Source organism: Nonomuraea sp. KM90, from assembly GCF_052246675.1.
GTDB lineage: Bacteria > Actinomycetota > Actinomycetes > Streptosporangiales > Streptosporangiaceae > Nonomuraea.
Genome location: NZ_JBQQCB010000005.1, coordinates 1 through 26,085 on the forward strand (window position 1 = coordinate 1; position 26,085 = coordinate 26,085).

Annotated in this window: 22 protein-coding genes; 13 read left to right on the plus strand and 9 right to left on the minus strand. The window is 71.4% G+C overall.

The window, feature by feature from the left end; all coding sequences use genetic code 11:
* Positions 1–295 precede the first annotated feature (295 nt).
* Genes ACTWPW_RS07850 through ACTWPW_RS07865 form a run of 4 tightly spaced genes read left to right on the plus strand, consistent with a single transcriptional unit; the run spans position 296 to position 4,730 of the window.
* Complete coding sequence (locus ACTWPW_RS07850; protein ID WP_364114908.1) at positions 296–1,408, plus strand: sugar ABC transporter substrate-binding protein; 1,113 nt, start codon at positions 296–298, stop codon at positions 1,406–1,408.
* Positions 1,409–1,465: 57 nt separating this feature from the next.
* Positions 1,466–2,230, plus strand: coding sequence for an ATP-binding cassette domain-containing protein (locus ACTWPW_RS07855; protein ID WP_375115604.1), 765 nt, complete (start codon positions 1,466–1,468; stop codon positions 2,228–2,230).
* Positions 2,227–3,489 (plus strand): sugar ABC transporter permease, encoded by a 1,263-nt coding sequence (locus ACTWPW_RS07860; protein WP_443168299.1) that lies wholly within the window; start codon positions 2,227–2,229, stop codon positions 3,487–3,489. The genes ACTWPW_RS07855 and ACTWPW_RS07860 overlap by 4 nt, the downstream gene beginning before the upstream one ends.
* Positions 3,490–3,524: 35 nt before the next feature.
* The gene (locus tag ACTWPW_RS07865; protein WP_375115602.1) at positions 3,525–4,730 is read left to right on the plus strand and encodes an ROK family transcriptional regulator; all 1,206 of its coding nucleotides are present in this window, start codon (positions 3,525–3,527) and stop codon (positions 4,728–4,730) included.
* A gap of 5 nt (positions 4,731–4,735) precedes the next feature.
* Here the strand turns inward: ACTWPW_RS07865 and ACTWPW_RS07870 are convergent, their stop codons facing one another.
* The 3 genes from ACTWPW_RS07870 to ACTWPW_RS07880 are packed head-to-tail and all read right to left on the minus strand — an operon-like array spanning position 4,736 to position 7,270.
* Positions 4,736–5,485, minus strand: a complete 750-nt coding sequence (locus ACTWPW_RS07870; protein WP_375115601.1) for a neutral zinc metallopeptidase — start codon at positions 5,483–5,485, stop codon at positions 4,736–4,738.
* Positions 5,486–5,515: 30 nt separating this feature from the next.
* Positions 5,516–6,328 (minus strand): neutral zinc metallopeptidase, encoded by an 813-nt coding sequence (locus ACTWPW_RS07875; RefSeq protein ID WP_364114918.1) that lies wholly within the window; start codon positions 6,326–6,328, stop codon positions 5,516–5,518.
* Positions 6,329–6,382: 54 nt separating this feature from the next.
* Complete coding sequence (locus tag ACTWPW_RS07880) at positions 6,383–7,270, minus strand: neutral zinc metallopeptidase (RefSeq protein ID WP_443168300.1); 888 nt, start codon at positions 7,268–7,270, stop codon at positions 6,383–6,385.
* Positions 7,271–7,402: 132 nt separating this feature from the next.
* Between ACTWPW_RS07880 and dxs the strand changes: the two genes are divergently transcribed.
* A complete protein-coding gene (gene dxs, locus ACTWPW_RS07885) occupies positions 7,403–9,295 on the plus strand; it encodes a 1-deoxy-D-xylulose-5-phosphate synthase (protein WP_375115671.1) in 1,893 nt (630 codons plus the stop codon).
* Here dxs and ACTWPW_RS07890 read toward each other — a convergent pair.
* Positions 9,243–9,878: a DedA family protein gene (locus ACTWPW_RS07890; RefSeq protein ID WP_375115599.1), complete on the minus strand. Its 636-nt coding sequence runs from the start codon at positions 9,876–9,878 to the stop codon at positions 9,243–9,245. The two genes, dxs and ACTWPW_RS07890, sit on opposite strands and share 53 nt — an antisense overlap.
* Before the next feature lie 102 nt (positions 9,879–9,980).
* Here ACTWPW_RS07890 and ACTWPW_RS07895 point away from each other — a divergent pair, with 102 nt between their 5' ends.
* Positions 9,981–11,468 (plus strand): amino acid permease, encoded by a 1,488-nt coding sequence (locus ACTWPW_RS07895; RefSeq protein WP_443168301.1) that lies wholly within the window; start codon positions 9,981–9,983, stop codon positions 11,466–11,468.
* A 30-nt stretch (positions 11,469–11,498) separates the two neighbouring features.
* Here ACTWPW_RS07895 and ACTWPW_RS07900 read toward each other — a convergent pair whose 3' ends face one another.
* The 4 genes from ACTWPW_RS07900 to ACTWPW_RS07915 all read right to left on the minus strand — a co-directional run bounded on the left by ACTWPW_RS07900 (position 11,499) and on the right by ACTWPW_RS07915 (position 16,017).
* Positions 11,499–11,888 carry an SSI family serine proteinase inhibitor gene (locus ACTWPW_RS07900; RefSeq protein ID WP_375115597.1) on the minus strand — a complete coding sequence of 130 codons (390 nt, stop codon included), beginning with the start codon at positions 11,886–11,888 and terminating at the stop codon, positions 11,499–11,501.
* Positions 11,889–11,976: 88 nt separating this feature from the next.
* Positions 11,977–14,067, minus strand: coding sequence for a 3-hydroxyacyl-CoA dehydrogenase NAD-binding domain-containing protein (locus ACTWPW_RS07905; RefSeq protein WP_443168302.1), 2,091 nt, complete (start codon positions 14,065–14,067; stop codon positions 11,977–11,979).
* A complete protein-coding gene (locus ACTWPW_RS07910; protein ID WP_364115158.1) occupies positions 14,064–15,227 on the minus strand; it encodes a thiolase family protein in 1,164 nt (387 codons plus the stop codon). Before ACTWPW_RS07910 ends, ACTWPW_RS07905 begins: the two co-directional genes overlap by 4 nt.
* Before the next feature lie 61 nt (positions 15,228–15,288).
* Positions 15,289–16,017, minus strand: a complete 729-nt coding sequence (locus ACTWPW_RS07915) for a hypothetical protein (RefSeq protein WP_443168303.1) — start codon at positions 16,015–16,017, stop codon at positions 15,289–15,291.
* Positions 16,018–16,347: 330 nt separating this feature from the next.
* Here ACTWPW_RS07915 and ACTWPW_RS07920 point away from each other — a divergent pair, with 330 nt between their 5' ends.
* Positions 16,348–17,745, plus strand: coding sequence for an LCP family protein (locus tag ACTWPW_RS07920; protein WP_443168304.1), 1,398 nt, complete (start codon positions 16,348–16,350; stop codon positions 17,743–17,745).
* Positions 17,746–17,751: 6 nt separating this feature from the next.
* On the opposite strand, the gene ACTWPW_RS07925 is transcribed toward ACTWPW_RS07920, so the two are convergent.
* Positions 17,752–18,483, minus strand: coding sequence for an SDR family NAD(P)-dependent oxidoreductase (locus tag ACTWPW_RS07925; RefSeq protein ID WP_443168305.1), 732 nt, complete (start codon positions 18,481–18,483; stop codon positions 17,752–17,754).
* An 84-nt stretch (positions 18,484–18,567) separates the two neighbouring features.
* Between ACTWPW_RS07925 and ACTWPW_RS07930 the strand changes: the two genes are divergently transcribed.
* From ACTWPW_RS07930 to ACTWPW_RS07955, 6 genes are all read left to right on the plus strand, one after another.
* Positions 18,568–19,182, plus strand: a complete 615-nt coding sequence (locus ACTWPW_RS07930; protein ID WP_443168306.1) for a TetR/AcrR family transcriptional regulator — start codon at positions 18,568–18,570, stop codon at positions 19,180–19,182.
* A gap of 208 nt (positions 19,183–19,390) precedes the next feature.
* Entirely contained in the window at positions 19,391–20,461 is a 1,071-nt protein-coding gene (locus tag ACTWPW_RS07935) for a hypothetical protein (RefSeq protein WP_375115590.1), read from the plus strand.
* A gap of 272 nt (positions 20,462–20,733) precedes the next feature.
* Positions 20,734–21,726, plus strand: a complete 993-nt coding sequence (locus ACTWPW_RS07940) for a LacI family DNA-binding transcriptional regulator (protein ID WP_364114940.1) — start codon at positions 20,734–20,736, stop codon at positions 21,724–21,726.
* Positions 21,723–22,496 carry a sugar phosphate isomerase/epimerase family protein gene (locus ACTWPW_RS07945; protein WP_443168307.1) on the plus strand — a complete coding sequence of 258 codons (774 nt, stop codon included), beginning with the start codon at positions 21,723–21,725 and terminating at the stop codon, positions 22,494–22,496. Before ACTWPW_RS07940 ends, ACTWPW_RS07945 begins: the two co-directional genes overlap by 4 nt.
* Before the next feature lie 16 nt (positions 22,497–22,512).
* Positions 22,513–23,433 carry an alkaline phosphatase family protein gene (locus tag ACTWPW_RS07950; protein WP_443168308.1) on the plus strand — a complete coding sequence of 307 codons (921 nt, stop codon included), beginning with the start codon at positions 22,513–22,515 and terminating at the stop codon, positions 23,431–23,433.
* A gap of 74 nt (positions 23,434–23,507) precedes the next feature.
* Positions 23,508–26,081, plus strand: coding sequence for a PEP/pyruvate-binding domain-containing protein (locus ACTWPW_RS07955; RefSeq protein ID WP_375115587.1), 2,574 nt, complete (start codon positions 23,508–23,510; stop codon positions 26,079–26,081).
* Positions 26,082–26,085 lie beyond the last annotated feature (4 nt).

The window sequence follows — 26,085 nt, forward strand, 5'->3', positions numbered from 1 at the left end:
GAGAACTGAATCACCTCAAGGGATGCATAACGTAACTGTCAAGTCACCGAAGGTGGCATCAGGGCGGTGTGCCGTGAGACGAGCGCAAGATCCAGTGAGAATCGGCCAACTTCAGTGCGACAGGACAGTCCCGAACGGCAACGGCAGGAGTCGGGAAGGTTGAGGCGACGTTTCTGGATTGTTACCCGAAACAACAAACTAGCCGCCGCCACCCCCTTCCAAACCGGTCCGTCCCGGAATACGTTGCCGCAAACAACATTCATCCGGGCCCCTCCGGAAGAAAGGACCCTGCACCATGCGCAAGGGGATCCTCAGCCTGACCGCCGCGGCAGCAGCGCTCGCCCTCGGTCTCACCGCCTGCGGGGGCGATAGCGGTCAGACCACCACGTCGACCTCGTCCGCCACCGCCTCCGCGGCCAAGGCAGGCAAGATCGGCGTCATCCTGCCGGACAGCAAGTCCTCGGCAAGGTGGGAGACGGCGGACCGCAAGTACCTGGAAGAGGCGTTCAAGGCCGCCGGCGTCCAGTACGACATCCAGAACGCCCAGAACGACAAGACGGCGTTCCAAACCATTGCCGACCAGATGATCACCAACGGCGCCACCGTTCTGATGATCGTGAATCTGGACAGCGGCACCGGCAAGACGGTCATCGAGAAGGCCAAGTCCCAGGGCGTGGCCACCATCGACTATGACCGGCTGACGCTCGGCGGCGGTGCCGCCTACTACGTCAGCTTCGACAACACCAAGGTCGGCACGCTTCAGGGCGAGGGCCTGAGCAAGTGCCTGACCGACAAGAAGGCCGAGAAGCCCATCGTGGCCTACCTGAACGGCTCGCCGACGGACAACAACGCCACGCTGTTCAAGAGTGGCTACGACGGGGTGCTCAAGCCCAAGTTCGACGCCGGTGAGTACGTCAAGGGCCCCGACCAGGCCGTGCCCGACTGGGACAACACCCAGGCCGGCACGATCTTCGAGCAGATGCTGACCGAGCAGCCGAAGATCGCCGGCGTGCTGGCCGCCAACGACGGCCTCGGCAACGCGGCCATCACCGTGCTGAAGAAGAACAACCTCAACGGCAAGGTGCCGGTCACGGGCCAGGACGCCACTGTCCAGGGCCTGCAGAACATCCTGGCCGGCGACCAGTGCATGACCGTCTACAAGGCGGTCAAGAAGGAGGCGGACGCCGCCGCCAAGCTCGCGGTCGCGCTGGCCAAGGGCGAGAAGCCCACGGCGAGCGGCAGCGTCAAGGACCCCGAGACGGGTCAGGACGTCCCCGCCGAGCTGATGGACCCGCAGGCCATCTACGCGGAGAACGTCAAGGACGTGGTGGCCGACGGTTACGTCACCAAGGAGGAACTGTGCACGGGTGACTTCGCCGAGAAGTGCACCGAGGCAGGAATTCAATAACACCGCGGGGTACGGTCCGCGCCACCAGCGCGGCCGTACCCCTGTTTAGGGAGCCACATGACCCCCCTCCTTGAAGTGCGCGGGATCGACAAGAGCTTCGGCCCGGTGAAGGTCCTGCACAATGTCGAGCTCTCCGCGTTCCCCGGCGAGGTCACCGCGCTCGTCGGCGACAACGGCGCGGGCAAGTCCACGCTGGTCAAGTGCATCGGCGGCATCTACCCGATCGACGCGGGCCAGGTCCTCTTCGACGGCCGCGAGGTCACCGTGCACAGCCCCCGCGACGCGGGCGAGCTGGGCATCGAGATCGTCTACCAGGACCTCGCCCTGTGCGACAACCTCGACATCGTCCAGAACATGTTCCTCGGCCGGGAGCGCAAGAACGGCCTCCTGCTCGACGAGGACAGCATGGAGGAACTGGCCGAGAAGACCCTCAGCGGCCTTTCCGTGCGCACGGTGAAGTCCATCAGGCAGCAGGTCTCCAGCCTGTCCGGCGGGCAGCGGCAGACCGTGGCCATCGCCAAGGCCGTGCTGTGGAACAGCAAGGTCGTCATCCTCGACGAGCCCACCGCGGCGCTGGGCGTGGCCCAGACCGCGCAGGTGCTGGAGCTGGTGCGCCGGCTGGCCGACACCGGCCTGGCCGTGGTGCTCATCTCGCACAACATGAACGACGTGTTCGCCGTCTCTGACCGGATCGCGGCGCTCTATCTCGGCAGGATGGCCGCCCAGGTCAAGACCGCCGACGTGACGCACGCACAGGTCGTCGAACTGATCACTTCAGGCCGCAGCGGCGATCTGGGCCTCAAGAACGGGGTCACCCCATGAACAAGGTCAAGGAACTCCCGGGGGAGGCCATCGTCGCGGCTGCGCAGGCCCCGTCGATCAAAAACAGCTTCCTCGCGTACGCGCAGCGGGTGCGCGGCGGCGACATGGGCGCGCTGCCCGCCGTGCTGGGCCTGGTCGTGCTCTGCGCGGTCTTCGCCGTCGCCCGCCCCTCCTTCATCACCGCGATCAACTTCGCCAACCTGTTCACGCAGGGCGCGGCCATCACGCTCATCGCCATGGGCCTGGTGTTCGTGCTGCTGCTCGGCGAGATCGACCTGTCGGCCGGCTTCGCCAGCGGCGTCTGCGCGGCGGTCCTGGCCGTCACGCTCACCAGCGCCGGCCTGCCCTGGTACGTGGCCATGCTGGCCGCCGTCCTCACCGGCGTGATCATCGGCACCGTGCTGGGCACGCTGGTCGCGAAGGTGGGCATACCGTCGTTCGTGGTCACGCTGGCCGCCTTCCTCGCCTTCCAGGGCCTGGTCCTGGTGCTGGTCGACGAGGGCACGAACATCTCCATCCGCGACAGCGTGGTCGTCGCCATCGCCAACCGGAACCTGCCGCCCTGGCTCGGCTGGGCCCTGTACGCGGCGTGCGTGGCGATCTTCGCCGGGGTGCAGCTCAGGCGGGCCAGGAGCCGGTCCAAGCGCGGCCTGGTGGCCGACCCGCTCACCCTGATCGCCTTCCGCGTCGGCATGCTGGCGCTCTTCGCCGGTCTCGCGGTCTTCGCGCTCAACCTGGAGCGCAGCCGCAACCCCGCGCTGGTCTCGCTCACCGGCGTGCCGATCGTGGTGCCGGTCATCCTGGCGCTGCTGGTCGTGTGGACGCTGGTGCTGCGCCGTACCGCGTTCGGGCGGCACCTCTACGCCGTCGGCGGCAACACCGAGGCCGCCCGCCGGGCGGGCATCCCGGTCGACCGGATCAAGATCAGCGCGTTCGTGATCTGCTCCTCGATGGCCGCCATCGGCGGCATCGTGGCCGCGTCGCGGGCCAGCTCCGTGGACCCGAACACGGGCGGCAGCTCCGTCCTGCTGTACGCGGTCGGCGCGGCGGTCATCGGCGGCACGAGCCTGTTCGGCGGCAAGGGCCGGGTGCTCGACGCCGTGCTCGGCGGCGCCGTGGTGGCCGTGATCGAGAACGGCATGGGCCTGATGGGCTACGGCGCGAGCGTGAAATACCTGGTCACAGGGTCTGTCCTGCTGCTCGCCGCAGGTGTGGACGCCCTGGCGCGCAAGCGGGCGGCTGCCGCTGGTCTAAGGTGATCAGCGACTCTCAGCCCCTGAAGGAACCCCAGACCATGCGTGCCGGTCCCTCCCAAGAGGACATCAGGCGCCACAATCTCGGCGCGCTGCTCCGCCATGTCCACCTGGGCGGGCCGATCTCCCGCGCCGAGCTGACCTCGAAGATGGGGCTCAACCGCAGCACGATCATGGCCCTGACCTCCGATCTCACGGCGGCCGGGCTCGTCCGCGAGGAGCTGCCGCGCGAGACCGGGCGCGCGGGCCGGCCCTCGCTCGTGGTGCGCCCGGAGTCGGCGCGGGTCTACGTGTTCGCCTTCGACGTCGGCCCCGACCGGCTGGCCGTCGCCCGCGTCGGGCTGGGCGGGGTGATCCTCGACCGCCGGGAGGCCGTACGCGACCGCGGCACGTTCGAGCTGGACGAGGTGGTGGGCGTGCTGGCCGGGTTCGCCCGCCAGATGCGCCGCAAGACCAGGGCCGACACCGTCTGCGTGGGCGCGGCGGCGGCCGTGTCGGGCGGCGTGCGCAAGGGCGACGGCGTGGTGCGGTTCGGGCCCAACCTGAAGGCCGAGGAGGTGCCGTTCGGCGAGGAGCTGGGCCGCCGGCTCGGCCTGGGGCTGCCGGTCAGCGTCGGCAACGACGCCAACCTGGGCGCGCTCGCCGAGCACAGCCGCGGCGTCGGAGCCGCCGTCCGGGACCTCATCTACCTGCACGGCGACGTCGGCATCGGCGGCGGCATCATCGCCGGCGGCCACCTGCTCGGCGGCCACGACGGCTACGGGGGCGAGGTCGGCCACATGGTCGTCAACCCGGGCGGCCGCGCCTGCGGCTGCGGCTCGCACGGCTGCCTGGAGGCGGAGGTGGGGGAGCGGGCGCTGCTGGAGTCGGCGGGCCGGGTCTCGTCGGGGCGGCAGGGCCGGGACGCGGTGCGGGCCGTGGTGGACGCGGCCGACCGGGGCGACATCGTGGCCCAGGAGGCGCTCAGCCGGGTGGGCGACTGGCTCGGGCTGGGCGTGGCGAACCTGGTGAACATCTTCAACCCGGAAATGGTGATCTTCGGGGGGATGCTGCGGGAGATCTACCTGGGCTCGGCGGCGCAGGTGCGTTCGCAGCTCACCCTGCACGCCATGGCGCCGCAGCGGGAGCGGCTGCGGCTGCGCACGTCGGCGCTGGGCGACGCGGCCACCCTGGTGGGCGCGGCCGAGCTGGCCTTCGCCCACGTCCTGGCCGACCCCCTGGAGGTGCTGGCCCGCGCCAACGCCTGAGAGCCTCAGGTGACCTTGCCCTTGGCGGCCGTCCACGTGTTGCAGAACCCCGTGGCCCCGCCCTTGTACCCCCGGTCCTGCCACAGCGCCAGGTTGCGGGGCTTGCCGTGGATGTCGCTCTCGTCCGCCATCCGCACCGCCGAGATCCAGTCCTCCCAGGAGATCCCGGGCTTGATCGACTTCAGCGTGGCGCTGTAGAAGACCCCGGCGAAGCACTCGGCCTGCATCTCCAGCCGGTGGCTCAGCAGCCTGCGCGCGCCGTCCGAGGCGGGCTCGTACAGCGCGGCCTGCGCGTCCAGCACCCCGATGAGCTGCTGCACGTGGTGCCCCCACTCGTGGGCGACGGAGTGCGCGATGTTCATCCGGAACGGGTCCCGCAGGTCGTGCTCCATGATGCGGATGACGATCGTGCGGTGGTCGGGACAGTACTGCGCGCCGCTCCCGGTGATCGACCCGCAGACCGAGTCGTCGCCCGTGGTGATCGTGACCTCGGGCGGGCTGTAGGGGAGGCCGGCGGCGGCGAACCTGGCGGACCAGAAGCGGTCGGCGCACCCGGCCATCGCCCGGTGGAAGGACCTGAGGGAGGCCACGCTCCCCAGCCGGATCCGGGGGATCGAGCACGACAGCGGGACGACGTCGCCGCCCATCTCGTCCAGCAGCCCGGGCCGCGCGACCCCGGGCGCCGCCCGGGCCGGGGCCGGGGCGAGGAGACCCGCGACCATGCACGTGGCCAGCGCTATGAGGGTTATGCGCACGATCGCGGATCTTAGTGATAAAGGCGTGATTTAGGACACCTGAGACTTCGGCGCCTTCCAGGTGTTGCAGCCGCCGGCCGACTCGGTGTCGAAGCCCCGCTTGAGCCAGAGCCCGGCGTTCTTGGCGCTGCCGTGCGTCTGCTCGCCCCAGCTCTTCTGCTTCACGCCGATGGCGGACAGGTCGAGGCCGCTGCCGCCGTGCTTCACGATGTAGGTGAAGTCGGTCTCCGGGCGGCCGAGCGAGTGCCACACGCTGCCGATGAACGTCCCCGACAGGCACTCGGCCTGGAGCTCGAAGCGGCGGATCACGTCGAGCAGCACGGCCTCGCTCTTGCCGTCGTAGGACTGCAGGGCCTTGAACATGCCGGTGAGCTGCTGGATGTGGTGGCCGTACTCGTGGGCCAGGACCAGCATCAGCATGAGGTCGTTCGGCTCTTCGACCAGGTTCGGGCTGACCAGGAACGTGATCTTGTTGTTCAGCGAGCAGTAGAGCGCCTGGGCGCCGGCGGGGAACCCGCCGCAGCCGGTCTTGGCGCCGAGCTTGGTGATCACCTGCATGCCGGGCTTGCTGAACTTGAAGCCGGCCTGCTTGACCTTGGGCTCCCAGGCCTCGTTGAGACAGTCGAGCACGGCGTCGAGATAGCCCTTCACCTCGTCCAGACTCCCGCCCTGGACGCGCGGCTCCTCGCAGGTCTCGTAGCCGAGCTTGCCCGTCTTGTAGATCGGGCTCTTCACTAAGACCGGCTTGTACGCCGGCGCGGACGCGGTGGCCGCATGGGCGGTGCCGGCGAACAACATGCTCGCCAGGACGCCCGCCATGAGCGCCAATCGGGGGATACGCATGAGAAGGCACCCTATTAAAGAGGGAGTCCCAGGTAAAGCAGCGTTAAAGGGTGTTCAGGTGGTGTTACGGGGATTTGCCGCCCAGGTGTTGCACGAGCCCGGGGTGCCGCGATTGAAACCGCGGGTCATCCACGCCGCCTGCGTCGGCCCCTTGCCGTGGTCGTTCTGGGGCCAGCCCTTGGCGCCGTTCTTCCTGAACCAGCCCACCGTGTACGCCCAGTCGGCGTCGGTGACCAGTGGCGTGCCCTTCATGGTGCTCATGAAGACCGAGGAGAAACACTCCGCCTGCAACTCGGAATTGCGCGACAACTGCAGCCGCTTGGCCTTGCCGGCGGTCGCCCTGGCGGACCAGTAGTAATTCCAGATGCCGGAGACCTGCTGCACGTGGTGGCCGTATTCGTGGGCGATCAGCCGGGTGATCCCGAGCGGGAACGGGTTGCGCAGCTGGTCCCTGCTGATCATCAGGTACATCGTGCGGTCGGTGGAGCAGTAGACGCCGTCGGCGCCGGTGTTCCACGCGCCGCAGGGCGTCTTGACCTTGCTGGTGATGATGCGCAGCCGCGGTTTGGCGAAGGGCATCTCCGCCTTGCGGAACTGCGCGGCCCACGCCCTGTTCAGGCAGGCCGTCACACGGGTCAGGAAGCGCCGGTACGCCACCATGCTCCCGGCCGGGAGGGTGCCGGGCGAGCAGTTCACGTCCGTGAGCCGCCCGGTCCTGTAGAGGGGGTTCGCGGTCGCCAGCGTCCTGCCGGGGGCCCCGGCCCCTTGCTTCTCGCTGGACACCTTCGCCGGCGGGGACGACAGCTGCTGGCCCTCGTTGACGGGGTCCGTCGACGTGGTGGCCACATCCGCCAGCACGAGCACCAAAGCGGCCGCTGCCAGGGCAAGTGCCAGCGCGGCCGCCACAAGTGTCGCGAGTCTGCTTTTGGGGACGGAGTTCATAGGTACCGAAAGAGTAGGTCAAGATCGGACATATGTGGGTGGATTTGACTCGATGGAGTCAGTGAGGCGTCCGCGAACTAGACTCTGGGGATCGGCGTACAAGAGCAGAGGGGAGTCGCATCCGTGAGCGGGTTGCTGGGCTCGATCAAGGGACCGCAGGACGTCAAACGGCTCGCTGCCGAGGAGTTGCCGCGGCTCGCGGGGGAGATTCGTGACGTTCTCGTCGACTCCTGCGCGAGGTTCGGCGGTCACCTCGGCCCCAACCTCGGTGTGGTGGAGCTCACCATCGCGCTCCACCGTGTCTTCGACTCGCCGAACGACCCCATCGTCTGGGACACCGGTCACCAGGCCTACGTGCACAAGGTGCTCACCGGCCGGGCCGCCGGCTTCGAGGCGCTCAAGCAGGAGGGCGGCCTGTCGGGCTATCCCAGCCAGGCCGAGTCCGAGCACGACTTCGTGGAGAACTCCCACGCCTCCACCGCGCTGTCCTACGCCGACGGCCTGGCCAAGGCGTTCAAGCTGCGCCGCCAGGCCGACCGCACGGTCGTCGCGGTGATCGGCGACGGCGCCCTGACCGGCGGCATGGCCTGGGAGGCGCTCAACAACATCGCCGCCGTCAAGGACCTGCCCGTCGTGATCGTGGTCAACGACAACGGGCGCTCCTACTCGCCCACGATCGGCGGCCTGGCCTCACACCTGTCCTCCCTGCGCGTCAACCGCCGCTACGAGGACATGCTCGAATACTTCAAGGACAAGCTGGGGAACGTTCCCGTCCTCTACGACGCCCTGCACGGCTTCAAGAAGGGCGTCAAGGACGTCCTGGCGCCGCAGGTGATGTTCGAGGACCTCGGCCTCAAATACGTCGGCCCCATCGACGGCCACGACGAGCAGGCCATGGAGGCGGCCCTGCGCAAGGCCCGCGACTTCCGCGGCCCCGTCATCGTCCATGCCCTCACCCAGAAGGGCCGCGGCTACACCCCGGCCGAGAACCACGACGAGGACCAGTTCCACTCGCCCGGCGCCTTCGACCGGGCCACCGGCGCGGAGAAGCCCAAGGGCCGCATCTGGACCAACGTCTTCAGCGAGGAGCTCGTCAGGCTCGGCAAGGAGCGCGAGGACCTGGTGGCGATCACCGCCGCCATGCTCCACCCGACGGGCCTCAACGCCTTCGCCGAGGCCTACCCCGACCGCATCTACGACGTCGGCATCGCCGAGCAGCACGCGCTGACCAGCGCCGCCGGGCTCGCGCTGGGCGGCATGCACCCGGTGGTGGCCGTCTACGCCACGTTCCTCAACCGGGCCTTCGACCAGCTCCTCATGGACGTCGCCCTGCACCGGCTGCCGGTCACGGTGGTGCTCGACCGGGCGGGCGTGACCGGCGACGACGGCGCCAGCCACAACGGCATGTGGGACCTGTCGATCCTCCAGGTCGTGCCCGGGCTCCGGATCGCCGTGCCGCGCGACGGCGACCGCCTGACCGAGCTGCTGCGCGAGGCCGTCGAGGTCACCGACGGCCCCACCGTGCTGCGCTTCCCCAAGGGCCCGGTCGCCGAGGCGCTCGATCCGGTGGGCAAGCTGGGCGAGATGGACCTCCTCCGGGCACCGGAAGGAGACGGCGCGGGCGAGCCCGACGTGCTGCTCGTGGGTGTGGGCCCGATGGCCCAGGCCTGCATGGACGCCGCGGTCCTGCTCGACGCCCAGGGCATCTCGGCCACCGTGGTCGACCCGCGCTGGGTCAAGCCGCTGGACGAGGCGCTCGTGCTGGCCGCCGGCGCGCACAAGCTGGTGGCGGTCGTCGAGGACAACGGGCGCGTGGGCGGCGTGGGCGACGCCGTGGCCCGCCTGCTGCGCGACGCCGACGTCGACGTGCCCGTACGCACCTTCGGCATCCCGCAGCGCTTCCTCGACCACGCCAAGCGGGCCGCGATCCTCGGCCAGATCGGCCTGACCGGGCAGGACCTCGCCCGGCAGATCACCGAGGCGGTCGCGAAGCGGACCTCCCACGTGGAGCCGGCCCGCCGCTGAGCATCCTGCGGACCGCGGCGGTGATCCCCAGCACCACGACCACCGCCGCGGCCGCCACCGGCAGCAGCCACTGCGCGTGCTGCCGCACCACGCCGCCGGCCACCGCGCCGAGCGTCACGTACGTGCTCACCCAGGCGGTGCTGCCCAGCATCGCCCACGGCATGAACCTGCGGTACGACATGCCCACCGTGCCCGCCACGGCCGGGGTCAGCGCGTGCAGCACCGGCAGGAAATACGCCAGCGCCAGCGCCCACCCGCTCCGCTCGAACAGCCGCTCCGCGCGGACCCACCGCGGCTCCCCGATGCGCCGCCCCAGCCTGCCGTGCCGCAGCCGGGAGCCGTAGCGCCGGCCGAGGAAGTGGCCCCCGGAGGCGCCCGCGAAGCACGCCAGCACACCCGCCACGATCAGCGCCAGCGCCTCGCCCGCGCTGTCGGCGGTGGCGCCCGCGACCAGCAGCAGCCCGTCGCCAGGAGTGATCAGGCCGACCCCCACCGAGGCGTCCAGGGTCAGGAAGACCAGCAGCAGTGGCAGCACCACGCCGAGGTCCTGCCCGGCCAGGGCATCGAGCAGATCGTTGACCATAGTCACAGCCTGCTACCCGGATCGTGAGATTCCATCGGGATCCTCCCCGATCCGACCCTGACATCGGAATGATCACCGGGGGTATGGGAAGGATGGCTGATCGTGGACATCTTTCGGACGAAGACTGTCGAGCAGTCGATCCGCGACACCGAGGACCCGGAGCATCAGCTGCGCAAGCGCCTGACGGCCACCGACCTCACCGTCTTCGGCATCGGCGTGATCGTCGGCACCGGGATCTTCGTGCTCACCGGGCAGGTCGCCAAGGAGCTGGCGGGTCCCGCGGTGGCGCTGTCGTTCGTCGTCGCCGCGATCGTCTGCGGGCTGGCGGCTCTGTGCTACGCCGAGTTCGCCTCCACGATCCCGGTCGCCGGGTCGGCCTACACCTTCTCCTTCGCCACCCTGGGCGAGTTCCCCGCCTGGGTGATCGGCTGGGACCTGATCCTGGAGCTGGCGCTGGCCGCCGCCGTGGTGGCGGTCGGCTGGTCGGGCTATTTCGCCTCGATGCTGGCCTCCGTCGGCCTCGAGCTGCCCGCCGCCATCGCCGGCGAGGATCCGGTGGTCAACGTGCCGGCCATCCTCATCGTGCTGCTCCTCACCGCGATCCTGGTGGCCGGGATCAAGCTGTCCTCGCGGGTCAACCTGATCCTGGTGATCACCAAGATCGCGGTCGTGCTGCTGGTGATCGTGGCAGGGCTGTTCTTCGTCAAGGCCGCCAACTACACGCCGTTCATCCCCGAGGCGGTGTCCACGGCGCGCGTGGAAGGGCTCCAGGCGCCGCTCATCCAGGTGCTGTTCGGCATCACGCCGGTCGCGTTCGGCGTGATCGGCATCTTCTCCGCCGCGGCGATCGTGTTCTTCGCCTTCATCGGCTTCGACATCGTGGCCACCGCCGCCGAGGAGACCATCAGGCCGCAGCACGACGTGCCACGCGGCATCCTCGGCTCCCTGGCCATCTGCACGGTCCTGTACGTCGCCGTCTCGCTCGTCGTCGTCGGCATGCAGCACTACAGCGAGCTGAGCACGGCCGCGCCGCTCTCGGACGCCTTCACCGCGGTCGGCCATGCCTGGCTGGCCACCATCATCAGCGTGGGCGCGATCGCCGGCCTGACGACCGTGGTGCTCGTGCTGATGCTGGGCCAGACCCGGGTGTTGTTCGCGATGTGCCGCGACGGGCTGCTGCCGCGCTCGCTGGCCACGGTCCACCCGCGCTACGGCACCCCGGCCCGGCTGACGGTGATCATCGGGCTGGTCACGATGGCGCTGGCCGGGTTCGTGTCGTTCGGGGAGCTGGCCGAGCTGGTGAACATCGGCACGCTGTTCGCGTTCGTGGTCGTGTCGATCGGCGTGATCATCCTCAGGAGGACGCGGCCGGACCTGCCCCGGGTGTTCCGGGCGCCGTTCGTGCCGGTGCTGCCGATCGTGTCCGTGCTGGCCTGCCTCTACCTGATGCTCAACCTGCCGGTGCAGACGTGGCTGAGGTTCCTGGTCTGGATGGCCATCGGCGTGGTGCTCTACTTCGGCTACGGCTACTGGCACAGCCGCACCGCGACCCCGTGGCAGAAGAGGGCCGCCGAGCGCGAGGGGGGATGAGCGCGTCGCCCACCCCCCGCCGCGTACGTCTCAGAGTGACGCGACGGCCCCCGTCGCGGCCCGCACCTCGCAGGAGTTCGGGAAGACCTTGGCCCACTTGACCACCTGGCGGTGCCAGCGGCCCACGACCACGACGGCGTGCGGCTCGAACTCCCGGGTGCACGCCGTGTTGGGCGCCACGGCGAGCTGGGCCGGCTTGCCGTTCACCTGCTCCAGCAGGCGGCAGGCGGCCCGCGGGTTGGGATGGGTGCCCCCGACGGGCGCGCAGTGGAGCCAGACGGTCTTCGTCTGCCCGCCCTTGACCGCGTTGACGATCTTGAGCTGCACCCCGGGCTTCGGATCGGGCGCGGCCGTCGCGGGCGACGACCCGCCGATCAGGAAGGTCCCGCAGAGCGCGATGGCGGCGGCTGCTCTCATCATGGTTACTCTCCGTTCGTAGGACGGCACCAAACGCTACGACGGAGGCCGGAGGGAGTTAAGGAGGCCCGCCGTACGGGCCTCCCCAAAATCAGGCGGGCAGCGAGGCCACCCCGGGTTCGAGGAACCGCGGCCGGGCGATGCCGCTCCTGTCCAGGTACGGGGTGATCCCGCCCAGATGGAACGGCCAGCCGGCGCCGAGGATCATGCACAGGTCGATGTCCTGCGCGGCGGCCACGACGCCCTCGTCCAGCATGATGCGGATCTCCTTGGCCAGGGCCCGCAGCACGCGCTCGCGCACCTGCTCGGCCGTGGACGGTGCGGAGCCGCCCGCGAACAGGGCCACCGCCTCCGGGTCGAGCGTGAAGTCCGGCCGGTAGACGCCCGGCTTGCCCGAGGCGACCAGCTTGGCCATGTTCTCCGAGACGCCGAAGCGGTCGGGGAACGCCTCGTGCAGCGTCTCGGCCACGTGCAGGCCGACCGCCGGGCCGACGAGCTGCAGCAGCGCGAACGGCGTCATCGGCAGCCCGAGCCCGTCGAGCGCGTGCTCGGCCGTCTCCAGCGGCGTGCCCTCGTCCACGGCGGCGACGACCTCGCCCATGAAGCAGGTCAGCAACCGGTTGACCACGAACGCCGGGGCGTCCTTGACCAGCACCGACGACTTCCTCAGCGACCTGCCCACCGCGAACGCCGTGGCCAGCGTGGCGTCGTCCGTCGCGGCGCCCCTGATGATCTCCAGCAGCGGCATGACCGCGACCGGGTTGAAGAAGTGGAACCCGACCAGCCGCTCCGGGTGCGCCAGCCCGGCGCCCATCTCGGTGAGCGACAGCGAGGAGGTGTTCGTGGCCAGCACGCACTCCGCCGAGACCACGGCCTCGACCTCGGCGAACACCTGCTTCTTGACCGCCATGTCCTCGAACACGGCCTCGATCACGAAGTCGGCGTCGGCGAAGGCGTCCTTGGTCAGCGAGCCGGTCACCAGGGCCTTGAGCCGGTTGGCCTGGTCCGGCGACACGCGGCCCTTGGACAGCAGCTTGTCCACCTCGGCGTGCACGTAGCCGACGCCCTTGTCCAGCCGGGCCTGGTCGAGGTCGGTCAGCACGACGGGCACCTCCAGGCGGCGGGCGAACAGCAGCGCCATCTGCGAGGCCATCAGGCCCGCGCCCACCACGCCGACCTTGGTCACCTTGCGGGCCTGCGACGCGTCCGGCGTGCCCGCCGGCCGCTTGGCGCGGCGCTGCACGAGGTCGAAGGAGTAGAGCCCGGCCCGCAGCTCGTCGCTCATGAGCAGGTCGGCCAGCGCGTCGTCCTCGGCGGCGAAGCCCTCGTCCCGGCCCGCGGTCTCGGCCCGCGCGATCAGGTCGAGCGCCCGGTACGGCGCCGGCGAGGCGCCCCGCAGCTTCATGTCCACCAGGAACCGGGCGTCGTTGACGGCCTTCTCCCAGCCCTCCCCGTGAGCCGGCCGCTCCACCGCCACGTCGCCGTTGACCACCTTGGCGGCCCAGCGCAGCGACTCCTCCAGGAAGTCCGCGGGCTCGAACATCGCGTCGGCCACACCCAGCCCGAACGCGTCCGCACCCTTGATCATGCGGTTGTTCGCCAGCGGGTTCTCGATGATCAGCTTGATCGCGTTCGCCGGGCCGACGAGACGGGGCAGCAGCTGCGTGCCGCCCCAGCCCGGCACCAGGCCGAGGAAGCACTCCGGCAGCGCCACCGCGGGCACGCCCGCCGAGATCGTCCGGTACGTGCAGTGCAGCGCGATCTCCAGGCCGCCGCCCATGGCCGCGCCGTTCACGAACGCGAACGACGGGATCGCCAGCTCGCCCAGCCGGCGGAAGACGTGGTGGCCGAGCGCGCCGATGGCCAGCGCCTCCTCACGAGAGGCCACGGAGGCCGCGCCCTTGAGATCGGCGCCGACGGCGAAGATGAACGGCTTGCCCGTCACGCCCACCGCGGCCAGGTCGGTGCGCTGGGCGATCTCCGACAGCGCCCCGTTCAGCGCGAACAGGCCGTGCGGGCCGAACGTGTTGGGCTTGGTGTGGTCGAAGCCGTTGTCCAGGGTGATCAGCGCCATCGTGCCGGCGCCGTAGGGCAGCTGCACGTCGCGCACGAGCGCCTTGGTGACGACTTCGTCGGTGTTGCGCTCGCTCAGCAGCGCCCGCCAGGTGTCGATGTTGGTCATGCCAGGTTCTCCCAGATCACGGTGCCGCCCATGCCCATGCCGACGCACATCGTGGTGATGCCGTAACGCACGTCGGGACGCTCGCCGAACTGCCGAGCGAGCTGCGTCATCAGCCGCACGCCCGAGGAGGCGAGCGGGTGGCCGTAGGCGATCGCGCCGCCGTAGGCGTTGACGCGGGGGTCGTCGTCGGCGATCCCGAAGTGGTCGAGGAAGGCCAGCACCTGTACGGCGAACGCCTCGTTGATCTCGAACAGCCCGATATCCGAAATATCGAGATTCGCCAGGCGAAGCGCCCGCTCCGTGGACGGGATCGGCCCCACGCCCATGACCTCGGGATCCACACCCGCGAACGCGTACGACACCAGCCGCATCTTCGGCGTCAGCCCCAGCTCGGCCGCGACGTCCGCGGCGGCCACCACGCAGCCGGTGGCGCCGTCGTTGATGCCGGAGGAGTTGCCCGCCGTGACGTGGCCGTGCGGCCGGAACGGCGTCTTGAGCCCGCCCAGCCCCTCCATCGTCGTGCCCGGCCGCGGCGCCTCGTCCTCGACGGCCAGGCCCCAGCCCTTCTCCGCCGTCCTGATCGCGGTCGGCACCAGGTCGGGCTGGATCTTGCCGTCGGCGTACGCCTTGGCCGCCTTCTCCTGCGACAGCACCGCGTACGCGTCCGCGCGCTCCTTGGTGATCGCCGGGTAGCGGTCGTGCAGGTTCTCCGCCGTCATGCCCATGACCAGCGCGCTGGGGTCGACCAGCTTCTCCGACAGGAAGCGCGGGTTCGGGTCGACGCCCTCGCCCATGGGGTGGCGGCCCATGTGCTCGACGCCGCCGGCGATGGCGACGTCGTACGCGCCGAACGCGATGCCGCCCGCGACCGTGGTGACCGCCGTCATCGCGCCCGCGCACATGCGGTCGATGGCGTAGCCGGGCACGGTCTTCGGCAGGCCGGCCAGCACCGCCGCCGAGCGCCCGATGGTCAGGCCCTGGTCGCCGATCTGCGTGGTCGCGGCGATGGCGACCTCGTCCACGCGCTCGGGTGGCAGGTTGGGGTTACGCCTGATGAGCTCGCGGATGACGCGGACGACCAGGTCGTCGGCGCGGGTCTCCGCGTACAGCCCCTTCGGCCCTGACCTGCCGAAGGGCGTGCGCACGCCGTCGACGAACACGACGTCACGAGAGGAAGGCACGGATTCGCTCCTCGCTTGTGGATGGGGTTCCGTGCCTATGCTACTCGTCGGTAACAACCCCGCAGACGAGGGCGGCGGTGAGCAGCGCGTAGATCACGCCGGTGGCCGGCTCCCAGAGGTGGGCGCGGGCCCCGAGCAGGGCCGCGACCGCAACGGCCGCGCCCGTCCAGAGCGCCGCGCCCTCTCGCGGACGCGCGCCGTGGCCGGGGTCCCATGGATCGCCAGGTGATCCGCCCGATCGCAGGGCGCGCGCCAGTATCCCCAACGCGTCCCGTGCCCACCAGAGCAGGAACAACACCCCGGCGGCCACGCTGATCACCGACAGCGCCTCTACGGCCCAGGTCAGCGCGTCGGCGAAGGCGTACATGGCGGCCTCGCGGAAGAAGCGCGGCACGGTCCAGCCGAGCAGGAGGGTCACCGCCCAGCCGCAGGCGACGGCCAGCCGGGTCAGGGGGTGGGCCCGGCCGGAGCGGGCGGCGGCGTACAGCTCCCGCTCCCTCTGCCGGACCAGGCGGGCCCGCGCGCCCCAGGCGTACTGGGTGATCGCGAGGGCGGGGAGGGCGGCGGCGAAGACGGCCAGGGACAGGACGGCCAGCGGGAGCGCGTGTTCCCTGGTCGCGGCCCGGTCGGCGAGCAACTGCGCGGTGGCCAGCAGCGCGATCGAGGCGGAGAGCGCCACGAGCGCGCCGCGCCGGGCGGTTCTGACCCTGGCGCGCAGTCCGGCCACCTCCTGCGCGCCGGGGGGTGGGGCCATCTCGGTCAACAGCATGACCGTCATGATGGCGTCACCGTGCGTCGTGACGCCGCGTTTTCGCATGCTTTGGATGGAGCCCTCGATCGCGGTGATTGAGGAGTATCCGCAGGGCCACCGTCTGACCGATGATGGGAAGGCGAACAAGCCGAGATGAACGGACATGTCCTCCTGAGTTCCTGTTTGTGACTAAGCTTCGCGATCATGGCGCAAGGGGTGAACCGCGTGGGAAATCGGCAGGAAGAAGCGGTTCTGGGGCGTCGCGTCGCCCCGCCACCACCTCCGCAGCCGGGCCGGCGGAAGCGCCGATCCGAGCCGCGGCGGAACCCGCTGACGCCGCTCGGCTGGGTGAGCGTGGCGCTGACGATCCTGCTGGTGGCCGGCTCCCTCGGCGGCTACGCCTACTACCGCTACCTCTTCGGCGGCCTGGTGACCGCGCCCATCGATGTGGGCCCGAGCCGCCCGCCGGACACCGGCGCGCTCAACGTGCTGCTCGTCGGCTCCGACTCCCGCGACGGCGACAACAAGAAGTACGGCGCCAAGTCCCAGGGCACGGGGGAGCGCACGGACACCATCATGCTCCTGCACATCGCCCCGAACCGGGACAACGCCACCATGATCAGCTTTCCGCGCGACTCCATGGTCATGATCCCGCAGTGCAAGGGCAGGAACGGCGCCGTGCTGCCCGCCGGGCTCCGCCAGATCAACTCCGCCTTCAACGACGGCGGCATCAACTGCACGATCAGGACCCTCGAGTCCCTCACCAACATCAAGATCAACCACTTCGTGAAGGTCGACTTCACCGGATTCAAGGCCATCATCGACGCCATCGGCGGCATCGAGATCTGCCTGCCCAAGCCGGTCAACGACCCCCAGGCCAAGCTCGTGCTGGGCGCGGGCAAGCACGTGGTGAACGGCGAGCAGGCGCTCGGCTACGTCCGCACCAGGTACGCCCTGGGCGACGGCAGTGACCTCAGCCGGATCCAGCGCCAGCAGGTCTTCCTCACCGCGGTGCTGGAGAAGGTCACCGACGGCGGCCTGCTCACCGACCCCATCAAGCTGAACGGCTTCCTGCAGGCGGCCGTCCAGGCCGTCACCGTGGACGACAAGCTCTCCCTCGATCGGATGGTGGAGATCGGCAACAGCGTCAGGGGTCTGACCGCCAAGGAGCTCAAGGGCATCACGGTGCCCATCGAGCCGTACCCGGCGGACACGGACCGGGTGCAGTTCGCCGAGCCGGCCGCGCGCGACTTCTTCGAGAGCGTGCGCAACGACGTCGAGGTCACCACCTCTCCCACGCCGGGCAAGTCCGCCGCCCCCAAGATCGAGCACGGCCAGGTGCGCCTGCAGGTGCTCAACGCCAGCGGCCAGGACGGCAAGGCCATCCAGGTGGCCGACGCGCTGGCCGCCCAGGGCTTCGTGGTCACGCAGGTCGGCAACGCCGCCCCGGCGGACACCACCACGATCCGGTACGCCAGGAAGGACGCCCAGGACGGCCCCGCCTACGGTGACGCGCTGGCCGCGCGGCTGTCGAAGGACAAGCGCACGCCCGTGGAAGGCAAGGTCAAGGCCCTGGTCTCCCAGCCGTACGAGTCGAAGAGCGCCGGGAAGCCCGCCAAGGCCCCCGACGGGCCGGTCATCCAGCTCGTCATCGGGAAGGACTGGCCCGGCGTGCGGGTCGCCTCGGCGATCCCGGACTCGCTCAAGGACAAGGTCGTCGACAGCAGCACCGACCCGTGCCTGTAGCTCGGGTCAGGCCGTCACGCCGGCGTCCACGGGGATCGTCGCGCCCGTGACGGCGCGCCCGCCCTCCCCGGCGAGATAGGCCACGGCGGCGGCGATGTCCTCGGGCGAGCAGTAGCGGCCCAGCGCGGTGTGGCGCCGCTCCTCGTCGGCCTCCGGGCTGTCGGCCGGGTTCATCTCGGTGTCGGTGGAGCCGGGGCTGACCAGGTTCGCGGTGATGCCGCGCGGGCCCAGGTCCCTGGCCAGCCCCTTGGTCAGGCCGATCAGCGCGGACTTGCTCATCGCGTACGCCGTCCAGCCCGCGTACGGCACCCGCTCGGCCAGGCTGCTGCCGACGAGCACGATGGCGGCGCCCGCGCTCATGTGCCGCGCCGCCGCCTGCGCCAGCACGAACGACGCCCGCGCGTGCACGGCGAGCAGCTCGTCCACCTGATCGACGGTCACCTCCTCCAGCGCCCCGTACGGCGCGATGCCCGCATTGCTCACCAGCACGTCAAGGCGGCCCAGCTCGCCGGCCGTCCGCTCCACCGCCTCCACCAGCGCCCGCGGGTCGGCGGCCTCGGCGCGCAGGCCGAGCGCGCGCCCGCCGGCCGCCTCGATCTCCTTGACCACGGTGGCGGCCCGCCCGCCCGCGCTCCGGTACGTGATCGCCACGTCGAACCCGTCACCCGCCAGCCGCCGCGCGACGGCCGCGCCGATCCCCCTGCTGCCCCCTGTCACCAGGGCGACTCTCCGTGCCATGAGCGCCTCCTTATCCGGAATTAATTCCGCTTTCGACTGTAATCGGAGCCCATTCCGGATGCAAGCGGTGCGAGGATGGGACTCGTGAGACGCGAGCCCACCGAGCCGGAGACCGCGACGACCAAGGGGGCGGGGCGGCGGGAGCGCACCGACGCCGCCCGCAACCGGGCCAAGATCCTCGCCGCGGCCGAGGGCATCGTCGCCACGCAGGGGGTGCAGGGCCTGTCCATGGCGGACGTGGCCGCGGCGGCGGGGGTCGGCGTCGGCACGCTCTACCGGCGTTTCGGGGACCGCTCGGGGCTGGCGTACGCGCTGATCGACGCGCGGGAGCGGGAGTTCCAGGCGGCGTTCATCGAGGGTCCGCCGCCGCTGGGGCCCGGTGCGGAGCCGGGGGAGCGGGCCAGGGCGTTCCTGCGGGCGCTCACGGACCGGACGGTCGAGCAGCTCGATCTTCTGCTCATGGCGGAGACGGCGGGGCCGCTGGCCCGCTTCGGCGGCGCGTACGAGGCCTATCACGGGCACCTCGCCATGCTGATCGGCCGGTTGCGCCCGGAGGCCGACGCCTACTGCCTGGCCGACGCCCTCCTGGCGCCGCTCGCCGCGCCACTGCTCGTCCACCGGCTCAGGGATGGCGGGGTGGGGGTCGAGCGGGTGAAGGCGGCGCTCGACGAACTGCTCTCCGGGATCACCGGCGATTGATCTTCAGGACTGTACCCGGGGTGTGACGAGACGATAGCATTGGGACATATGTTACAGAGAGTAGTTTTAGCGAAACATGTGAAATTTTCCGACAAGAGATGGTAGGAAGGGGCGCGGTCCGAATTCGTACTAGAGAGGTTCCATCGTGGCGCGCGACGAGAACGACAGGCCATACGAGGATGGGCAGGGTAGGTCGTTAAACCCGGAGTTGACGGGTGATGTGCTGTCCCCGCGGTGGAGCACCGAGGACACCGACGAGCAACCCGCCATCCAGGTCGTCGGCAACGAGACCTACATCCTCCCGCTCGACAAGGGCACGCCTGCCGGTGAGCCGCCGCTCGGCGAGGGCGTGCATGACGTGCTGGACCCCGCCCCACGCGGTCTCCTGGCCGCCGATTCGCACGACGTGCTCGGGGGCCCGCACGACGTGCTGGGCGGGGCGGCCGGGTCGCATGACCTGGGCGGTCCCAGCGGACCCCACGACCTGGGCGGTCTGAGCGGGCCGCACGACTTCGGGGGCGCCAGCGGGCCGCACGACTTCGGCGGCGCCAGCGGGCCGCACCCCGTGGAGGACGACAGCCCCTACCTCCCGCTGGACCGCGGCTACGACCCGGCGCGGGACGACGACCGCGACGACGACCCGCCCAGGCGCGGGTTCCTCGGCTCGGGGTGGACCGACGACTCCCATGACGGGGGCTCGGGGGGCTCGGGGGGCGAGGGCGAGGTGCGCCGCCGTACCAGGGTGCTGCTGGTGGCGGCCGTCGCGGTGGTGCTCGTCGGCGTGGGCGCCGGCTGGATGCTCACCGGTACGTCCTCCGACGACCCCTGCGCGGGCGCCCGGTGCGCCAGCGCGGGTGAGGTGACCTCGCCCTCCGACTCCGCCGTGCCAGAGGAGACGCCGGTCGAGGAGGAGGTCAGCCCCGAACCCACCGATTCGGCCACCGGCGAGCCGACCGAGTCCGAGACCGTAATGCCGACGCCCACGCAGCAGCGGGCCCGGCCGACGCGCGAGCCCTCGGCCCGCCCGACGCCCACCCGCGCCGGGGAGCCGACCTCGAAGACCACCAGCAGGCCGACCCGGGCGCCGCAGAACGACACGATGGACGACACCGCGGACACCACGGGGCAGGACAACGACGACGCGCCGGCGACCAAGCAGCCGGAGTCGAACAACCAGAGCCCCACCACGCAGCCGCCGGCCACGACCCAGGCGCCCGCCCCGACGCCGACGCAGGAGCAGCGCAAGGGCCTGCTCGACATCCTGTTCCCCTGGTCCTGACCTCCGGCCCCGGGCCTTGCCCGCCCTGGGCCTGACCCGCTCCCGGGTCTGACCCACCCCTGGGCCTGACCGCCCGGCCCCCGCACCCCGGCTCCCGGCGGGAGGCGTCCCCGTCCAGGGGAGGCTTCCGGCCCGGGCGGGGTGGCGGGGGCGTCGTCCGGCCTTCCCCGGGGCCGGGCCCGGTGAGCGTGCGGCCTGAGGCCGGGCGTGGCAGGATGCGGATCCAGGTGCCGGTCTGGCAGACTGGGAAACCGCTTTCCGGGGAGGTCAACGTGGTCACGCTGGAAGACGTCGCCAAGCAGGCGGGCGTCTCGCTCGCGACCGCCTCGCGGGTGCTCAACGGCAGCACCCGCCAGGTGGGCGCGGCCCTGCGGGCACGCGTCGAGCAGGCCGCGGACGAGCTCGGCTACCGTGCCAACATCGCCGCCCAGACGCTGGCCCGCGGGGCGAGCAACGTCATCGGCATCGTCGTGCACGACCTGACCGACCCCTACTTCGCGGCCCTGGCCGACGGGGCGATGCGGGCGGCGGCGACCGAGGGGCTGCTGGTCATGGTGGGCACCACGCATCGCGACCCCGAGCAGGAGATCGCTTACGTCGCCACCCTGAACGCCCAGCGCGTCCGGGCCGTGCTGCTGGTCGGCTCGCGGGTCGCCGACCCGGCCGTCACCGGCCGCCTGCGCGACGAGCTGGCCCGATACCAGGCGGGCGGCGGCCGGGCGGCCTGCGTGGGGCAGGATCTCCTCGGCGTGGACACCGTCGCGCCGGCCAACAGGGAAGGGGCGGCGGAGCTGGCCCGGGCGCTGGCCGGGCTGGGGCACACGCGCTTCGCGGTGCTGGCCGGGCCGCCGCACCTGGTGACGGCGGCCGACCGGTGCGCCGGTTTCGCCGGCGCGCTCGACGAGCTGGGGCTGCCGGCCCCGCAGGTGATCCACGGGCCGTTCGACCGCGACGGTGGTTATGCCGCGGCCCAGCAGGTCGGGGACGCGACGTGCGTGTTCGCGGTCAACGACGTGATGGCGGTGGGGGCGCTGGCGGCCTGCCGCGAGCGCGGGATCAGGGTGCCCGAGGACGTGTCGGTGGCCGGGTTCGACGACATCGTCACTCTGCGTGATCACGTGCCCGCGCTGACGACCGTGCGGCTGCCGTTGAAGGACATGGGGGCGCGGGCGCTGGAGCTGGCGCTGAACGAGGACGAGCCCGTGGTGGTCGAGCAGGTCGCCGGCGAGGTCGTCCTGCGGGAGAGCGTGCGGAGGATGGCGTGAAGCTGGCGGTCAGCACGCTGGGGATGCCCGGCGAGGGCCTGGACAGGACGATCGAGATCGCGGTGGAGCAGGGCTGCCAGGGGCTGGAGCTGCGCCTGCATCCGGACACCGGCGTGCACGCCGGGCTCGGCGCGGCAGAGCGGCGGGCCGTGCGGGAGCGGGTCGAGAGCGCGGGGCTGGAGATCGCGGCTCTCGCCGGATATGTCGGCATCTGCGAGCCGGGGCCGGACGGGCCGGTCGTCGAGGCGCTCCTCGCCGACCTGCGGCTCGCCGCCGACCTCGGCGCGCCCGGCGTGCGGGTGTTCCCGCGCGGCGACGACGTGACCGTGGGCGCCCGCAGGCTCAAGGCGGTCTCCGGTACGGCCGGCGACCTCGGCCGCCGCGTGCTCGTCGAGACGCACGACAGCATGGCGACCTGCGCCGCCGTGGCCGCGCTGCTCGACGCGGCGGGCTGCCCCGAGACCACCGGCGCGATCTGGGACCTGCTGCACCCGTGGCGCCACGGCGAGCCGCCGGCGCGCTCGCTGGCCGCGCTGGGCCCTCACCTGTCCTACGTGCAGATCAAGGACGCCGTCTCGGCTCAGGACACCACGCCGGTGCCCATGTGGACGGGGTCGGTGCCGCTGGACGAGGCGGGGGAGCTGCTGCGCGGCGCGGGTTACGACGGCTGGGTGTCGCTGGAGTGGGAGCGTACGTGGTATCCGCAGGTGGCACCGGTCGAGGAGATCCTGCCGGGTGCGGGGGAGTGGGTGCGGCGTTTCGCCCCTTAACCGCTTAGATGGGGGGATGTCCGCATTTAGCAGCAAGGTGCTCGTCATCGGCATGGACGGCCTGCGGTTCGACCGGTTGATCGCCCTGGACGCCCCCGTGCTGGCCGGGTTGATGTCCTCCGGTGCGTACGGCACCAGCAAGCTCCCCTACGGCGAGGCCGGCACCCCGCGCACGGAATCCCCTGGAGAGGTCGTCCCCAAGACCCCCGAGCCCGGCGACGGCGGCCGGGTGATCAGGTCGCGTACCGACTCGGGCCCCGGCTGGTCCTCCATCGCCACCGGCGCCTGGCCCGACAAGCACGGCGTCGTCGACAACGGCTTCGCGAGCGCCCAGTTCGCGAAATATCCGGACTTCTTGACTCGGGCCAAGACCGCTCGCCCCCACCTGACCACCTCGGCGTTCTTCTCGTGGGCGGCCCTCGCCGAGCATGGCGCCTTCGGCCCGTCGATCGACCGCAGGTTCGTCCTCGACGGGTACGCCGTCGGCTGGGCCGAGGCCGACGCCCAGGTCGCCGACGCCGCCGAGCGCCACCTGTCCGAGGACGACCCGGACGCCGTGTTCGTCTACCTGGGCGACACCGACGAGGTGGCCCACGACCTCGGCCCCCACTGCCCCGAGTACGCCGCCGCCCTCAAGGCCCAGGACGCCTACCTGGGCCGCCTGCTCGACGCGATCCGCGCCCGGCCCGCGTACCCCGGGGAGCGCTGGACCGTGCTGGTCACGACCGACCACGGCCACGTGGACGAGGGCGGGCACGGCGGCACCACGGACGAGGAGCGCACGGTGTTCGTGATCGTGAACCGGCTCGGCGAGGACCTGGGCGGCCGCTCGCTCGGCGCCCCCCGGCTGGTGGACGTGGGACCGACGGCCCTGGCCGTGCTGGGCGTCGCCCTCGACCCCGCGTGGGACCTGGACGGCGTTCCCCTGGAACCTTGATTCATCAAGTGTTGAATTTCTGCCCGGGAAGCGTGAAACTGGTGACAGGACGCTGAACGGCAGGAGTGCATTCGATGAAGACGGCCCTGGACTTCACCGAGATCGACGCGGGCATGCTGGCCGAGGTGGGTGGCAAGGCCGCCAACCTCGGCGAGCTGACCCGGGCCGGGCTGCCCGTGCCGCCCGGCTGGGTGCTCACCACGGAGGCGTACCGCCAGGTCGCGCAGGGCCTGGAGACCGGCGGCGAGGGGCTGGCCGAGCGGGCCAGGCGGCACTTACTGCAGGCTCCGGTGCCGGAGGCCGTGCGGGAGGAGATCGTGAAGTCGTACGCCGCGCTCGGCGACGACGTGCCCGTCGCGGTCAGGTCCTCCGCCACGGCGGAGGACCTGCCGTTCGCCAGCTTCGCCGGCCAGCAGGACACCTTCCTCAACGTGGTGGGCGCGCAGGCGGTGGTGGAGGCCGTACGCCGCTGCTGGGCCTCGCTCTGGACCGACCGGGCCGTGGCCTACCGCGAGTCCAACGGCATCGACCACGCCTCGGTGCGGCTGGCGGTGGTCGTCCAGGAGATGGTGGAGGCGCAGGTGGCGGGCGTGATGTTCACCGCCAACCCGGTGACCGGGCGGCGGCGCGAGGCCGTGATCGACGCCAGCCCCGGGCTCGGCGAGGCCGTCGTCTCCGGCGCCGTGAACCCCGACCGCTTCCGCGTCTTCGACGGGGAGATCCTCGAACGGCACGCCGGCGACAAGCTGCTGGCCATCCGCTCCCTGCCCGGCGGCGGCACCGAACGCGTAGAGACCTCCCACGACGGTCTCTGCCTGACCGACGACGAGGTGCGCCGGCTGGCCGCGCTGGGCGCCCGCGTCGAGGACCATTACGGCGCCCCGCAGGACACCGAGTGGGCCGTCGACCGCGACGGCACCCTCTGGCTCACCCAGTCCAGGCCGATCACCACGCTCTACCCGCTGCCCGAGCGGCCCAGGCCGGGGCTGCGGGTGTACTTCTCGGTCAACGTCGTGCAGGGCGTCATGGGGCCGCTCACGCCGATGGGGCAGTCGGTGTTCCGGGTGATCAGCGCGGGCGGGGCGGGCCTGGCCGGGCATGCCCCCGCCGACCCCCTCGACGGCGCGCCCTTCCTCACCGCCTCGGGGGAGCGAATCTGGCTCGACCTCACGACCGTCGTACGCAGCCGTCCCGGCCGCGCCATCCTCCCGCGCATGCTGACGCTCGGCGAGGCGCGGGCCGTGACCATCATGGAGGGGCTGTTCGAGGACCCGCGCCTCACGCTGGCGCACACCTCCCTGCGCCCCTTCCTGCGCGGCCTCGGGCGCTTCGCCCGCCGCGTCCGCGTTCCCGCCCGCGTCCTGACGGCCCTGACCAGGCCGGCCAAGGCGGTCGCGGACACCGTCCGGCTCGGCGAGGAGCTCGACCGGCGGCTGCGGGTGCCCGCCACCGCCACCCCGGCACAGCGCCTCGACCACGCCGAACGCGTGCTCGCCGGCACATTCCCGCTGATCATCTCGATCATGCCGACCGCGGTCACCGGCTACGCGCTGTTCGCGCTGGCGTCGAAGCTCTCCGGCGTGCCGGTGAACGAGATGAGCGACGTCCTGCGCAGCGTGCCGCACAACCCGACCACGGAGATGGACCTGGAGCTGTGGGAGCTGGCCACCCGCGTCGAGCCGGCGCCGTTCAAGGAGCGGACGGTGGCCGAGCTGGTGCGCCTCTACCAGGAGGGCGGGCTCCCGCCGGTCGCCCAGCGCGAGATCACCGCGTTCCTGGACAAGTACGGCCACCGTGGCGTCGCCGAGATCGACGTCGGCGTGCCGAGGTGGTCGGAGGAGCCCGCGCACATCCTCGGCGTGCTGGCCAACTACCTGCGCATGGACGGCGCGGCCGACCTCGCGCCCGACGCGCTGTTCGCCAGGGGCGCGCGGGAGGCGCGCACCGCGATCGCCCGCGTGGCGTCGAGGGCGCGGGGGAGGGGACGGTGGCGGGCCGCCGTCGTGCGCTTCGGGCTCGGGCGTACGCGCCGGTACGCCGGGCTGCGCGAGCTGCCCAAGTTCTACCTGGTCAAGACGATCGCGGCGGTCCGGCGCAGCCTGCTCGCGGTCGGCGAGCACCTGGTGGGCCTCGGCGTGCTGGACTCGGCCGGGGACGTGTTCTTCCTGGACCTGCGGGAGACCCGGGCCGCGCTGGGCGGGGGAGACCTGCGGGAGCTGGTGGCCGGGCGGCGGGCGGCGTACGAGCAGGAGCGGCGCCGCAGGCACGTGCCCCGGGTGCTGCTCTCCGACGGCACCGAGCCCGAGGCCCTCGCGCAGCCGGCCGCGGACGGCGCCCTGACGGGCACGGCGGCCTCGGCCGGCACGGTCACGGGCATCGCCCGGGTCGTGCTCGACCCCGTCGGCGCGCACCTGGAACCGGGCGAGATCCTCGTCTGCCCCTCGACCGACCCCGGCTGGACGCCGCTGTTCCTGACCGCCGGCGGGCTGGTGATGGAGATGGGCGGCGCGATGTCGCACGGCGCGGTGGTGGCCAGGGAGTACGGCATCCCGGCAGTCGTCGGCGTGCCCCACGCCGTCGACCGCATCTCCTCGGGCCAGGAGATCACGGTGAACGGCGCGGCCGGAACGGTGACGATCCCGTCATAGCGCA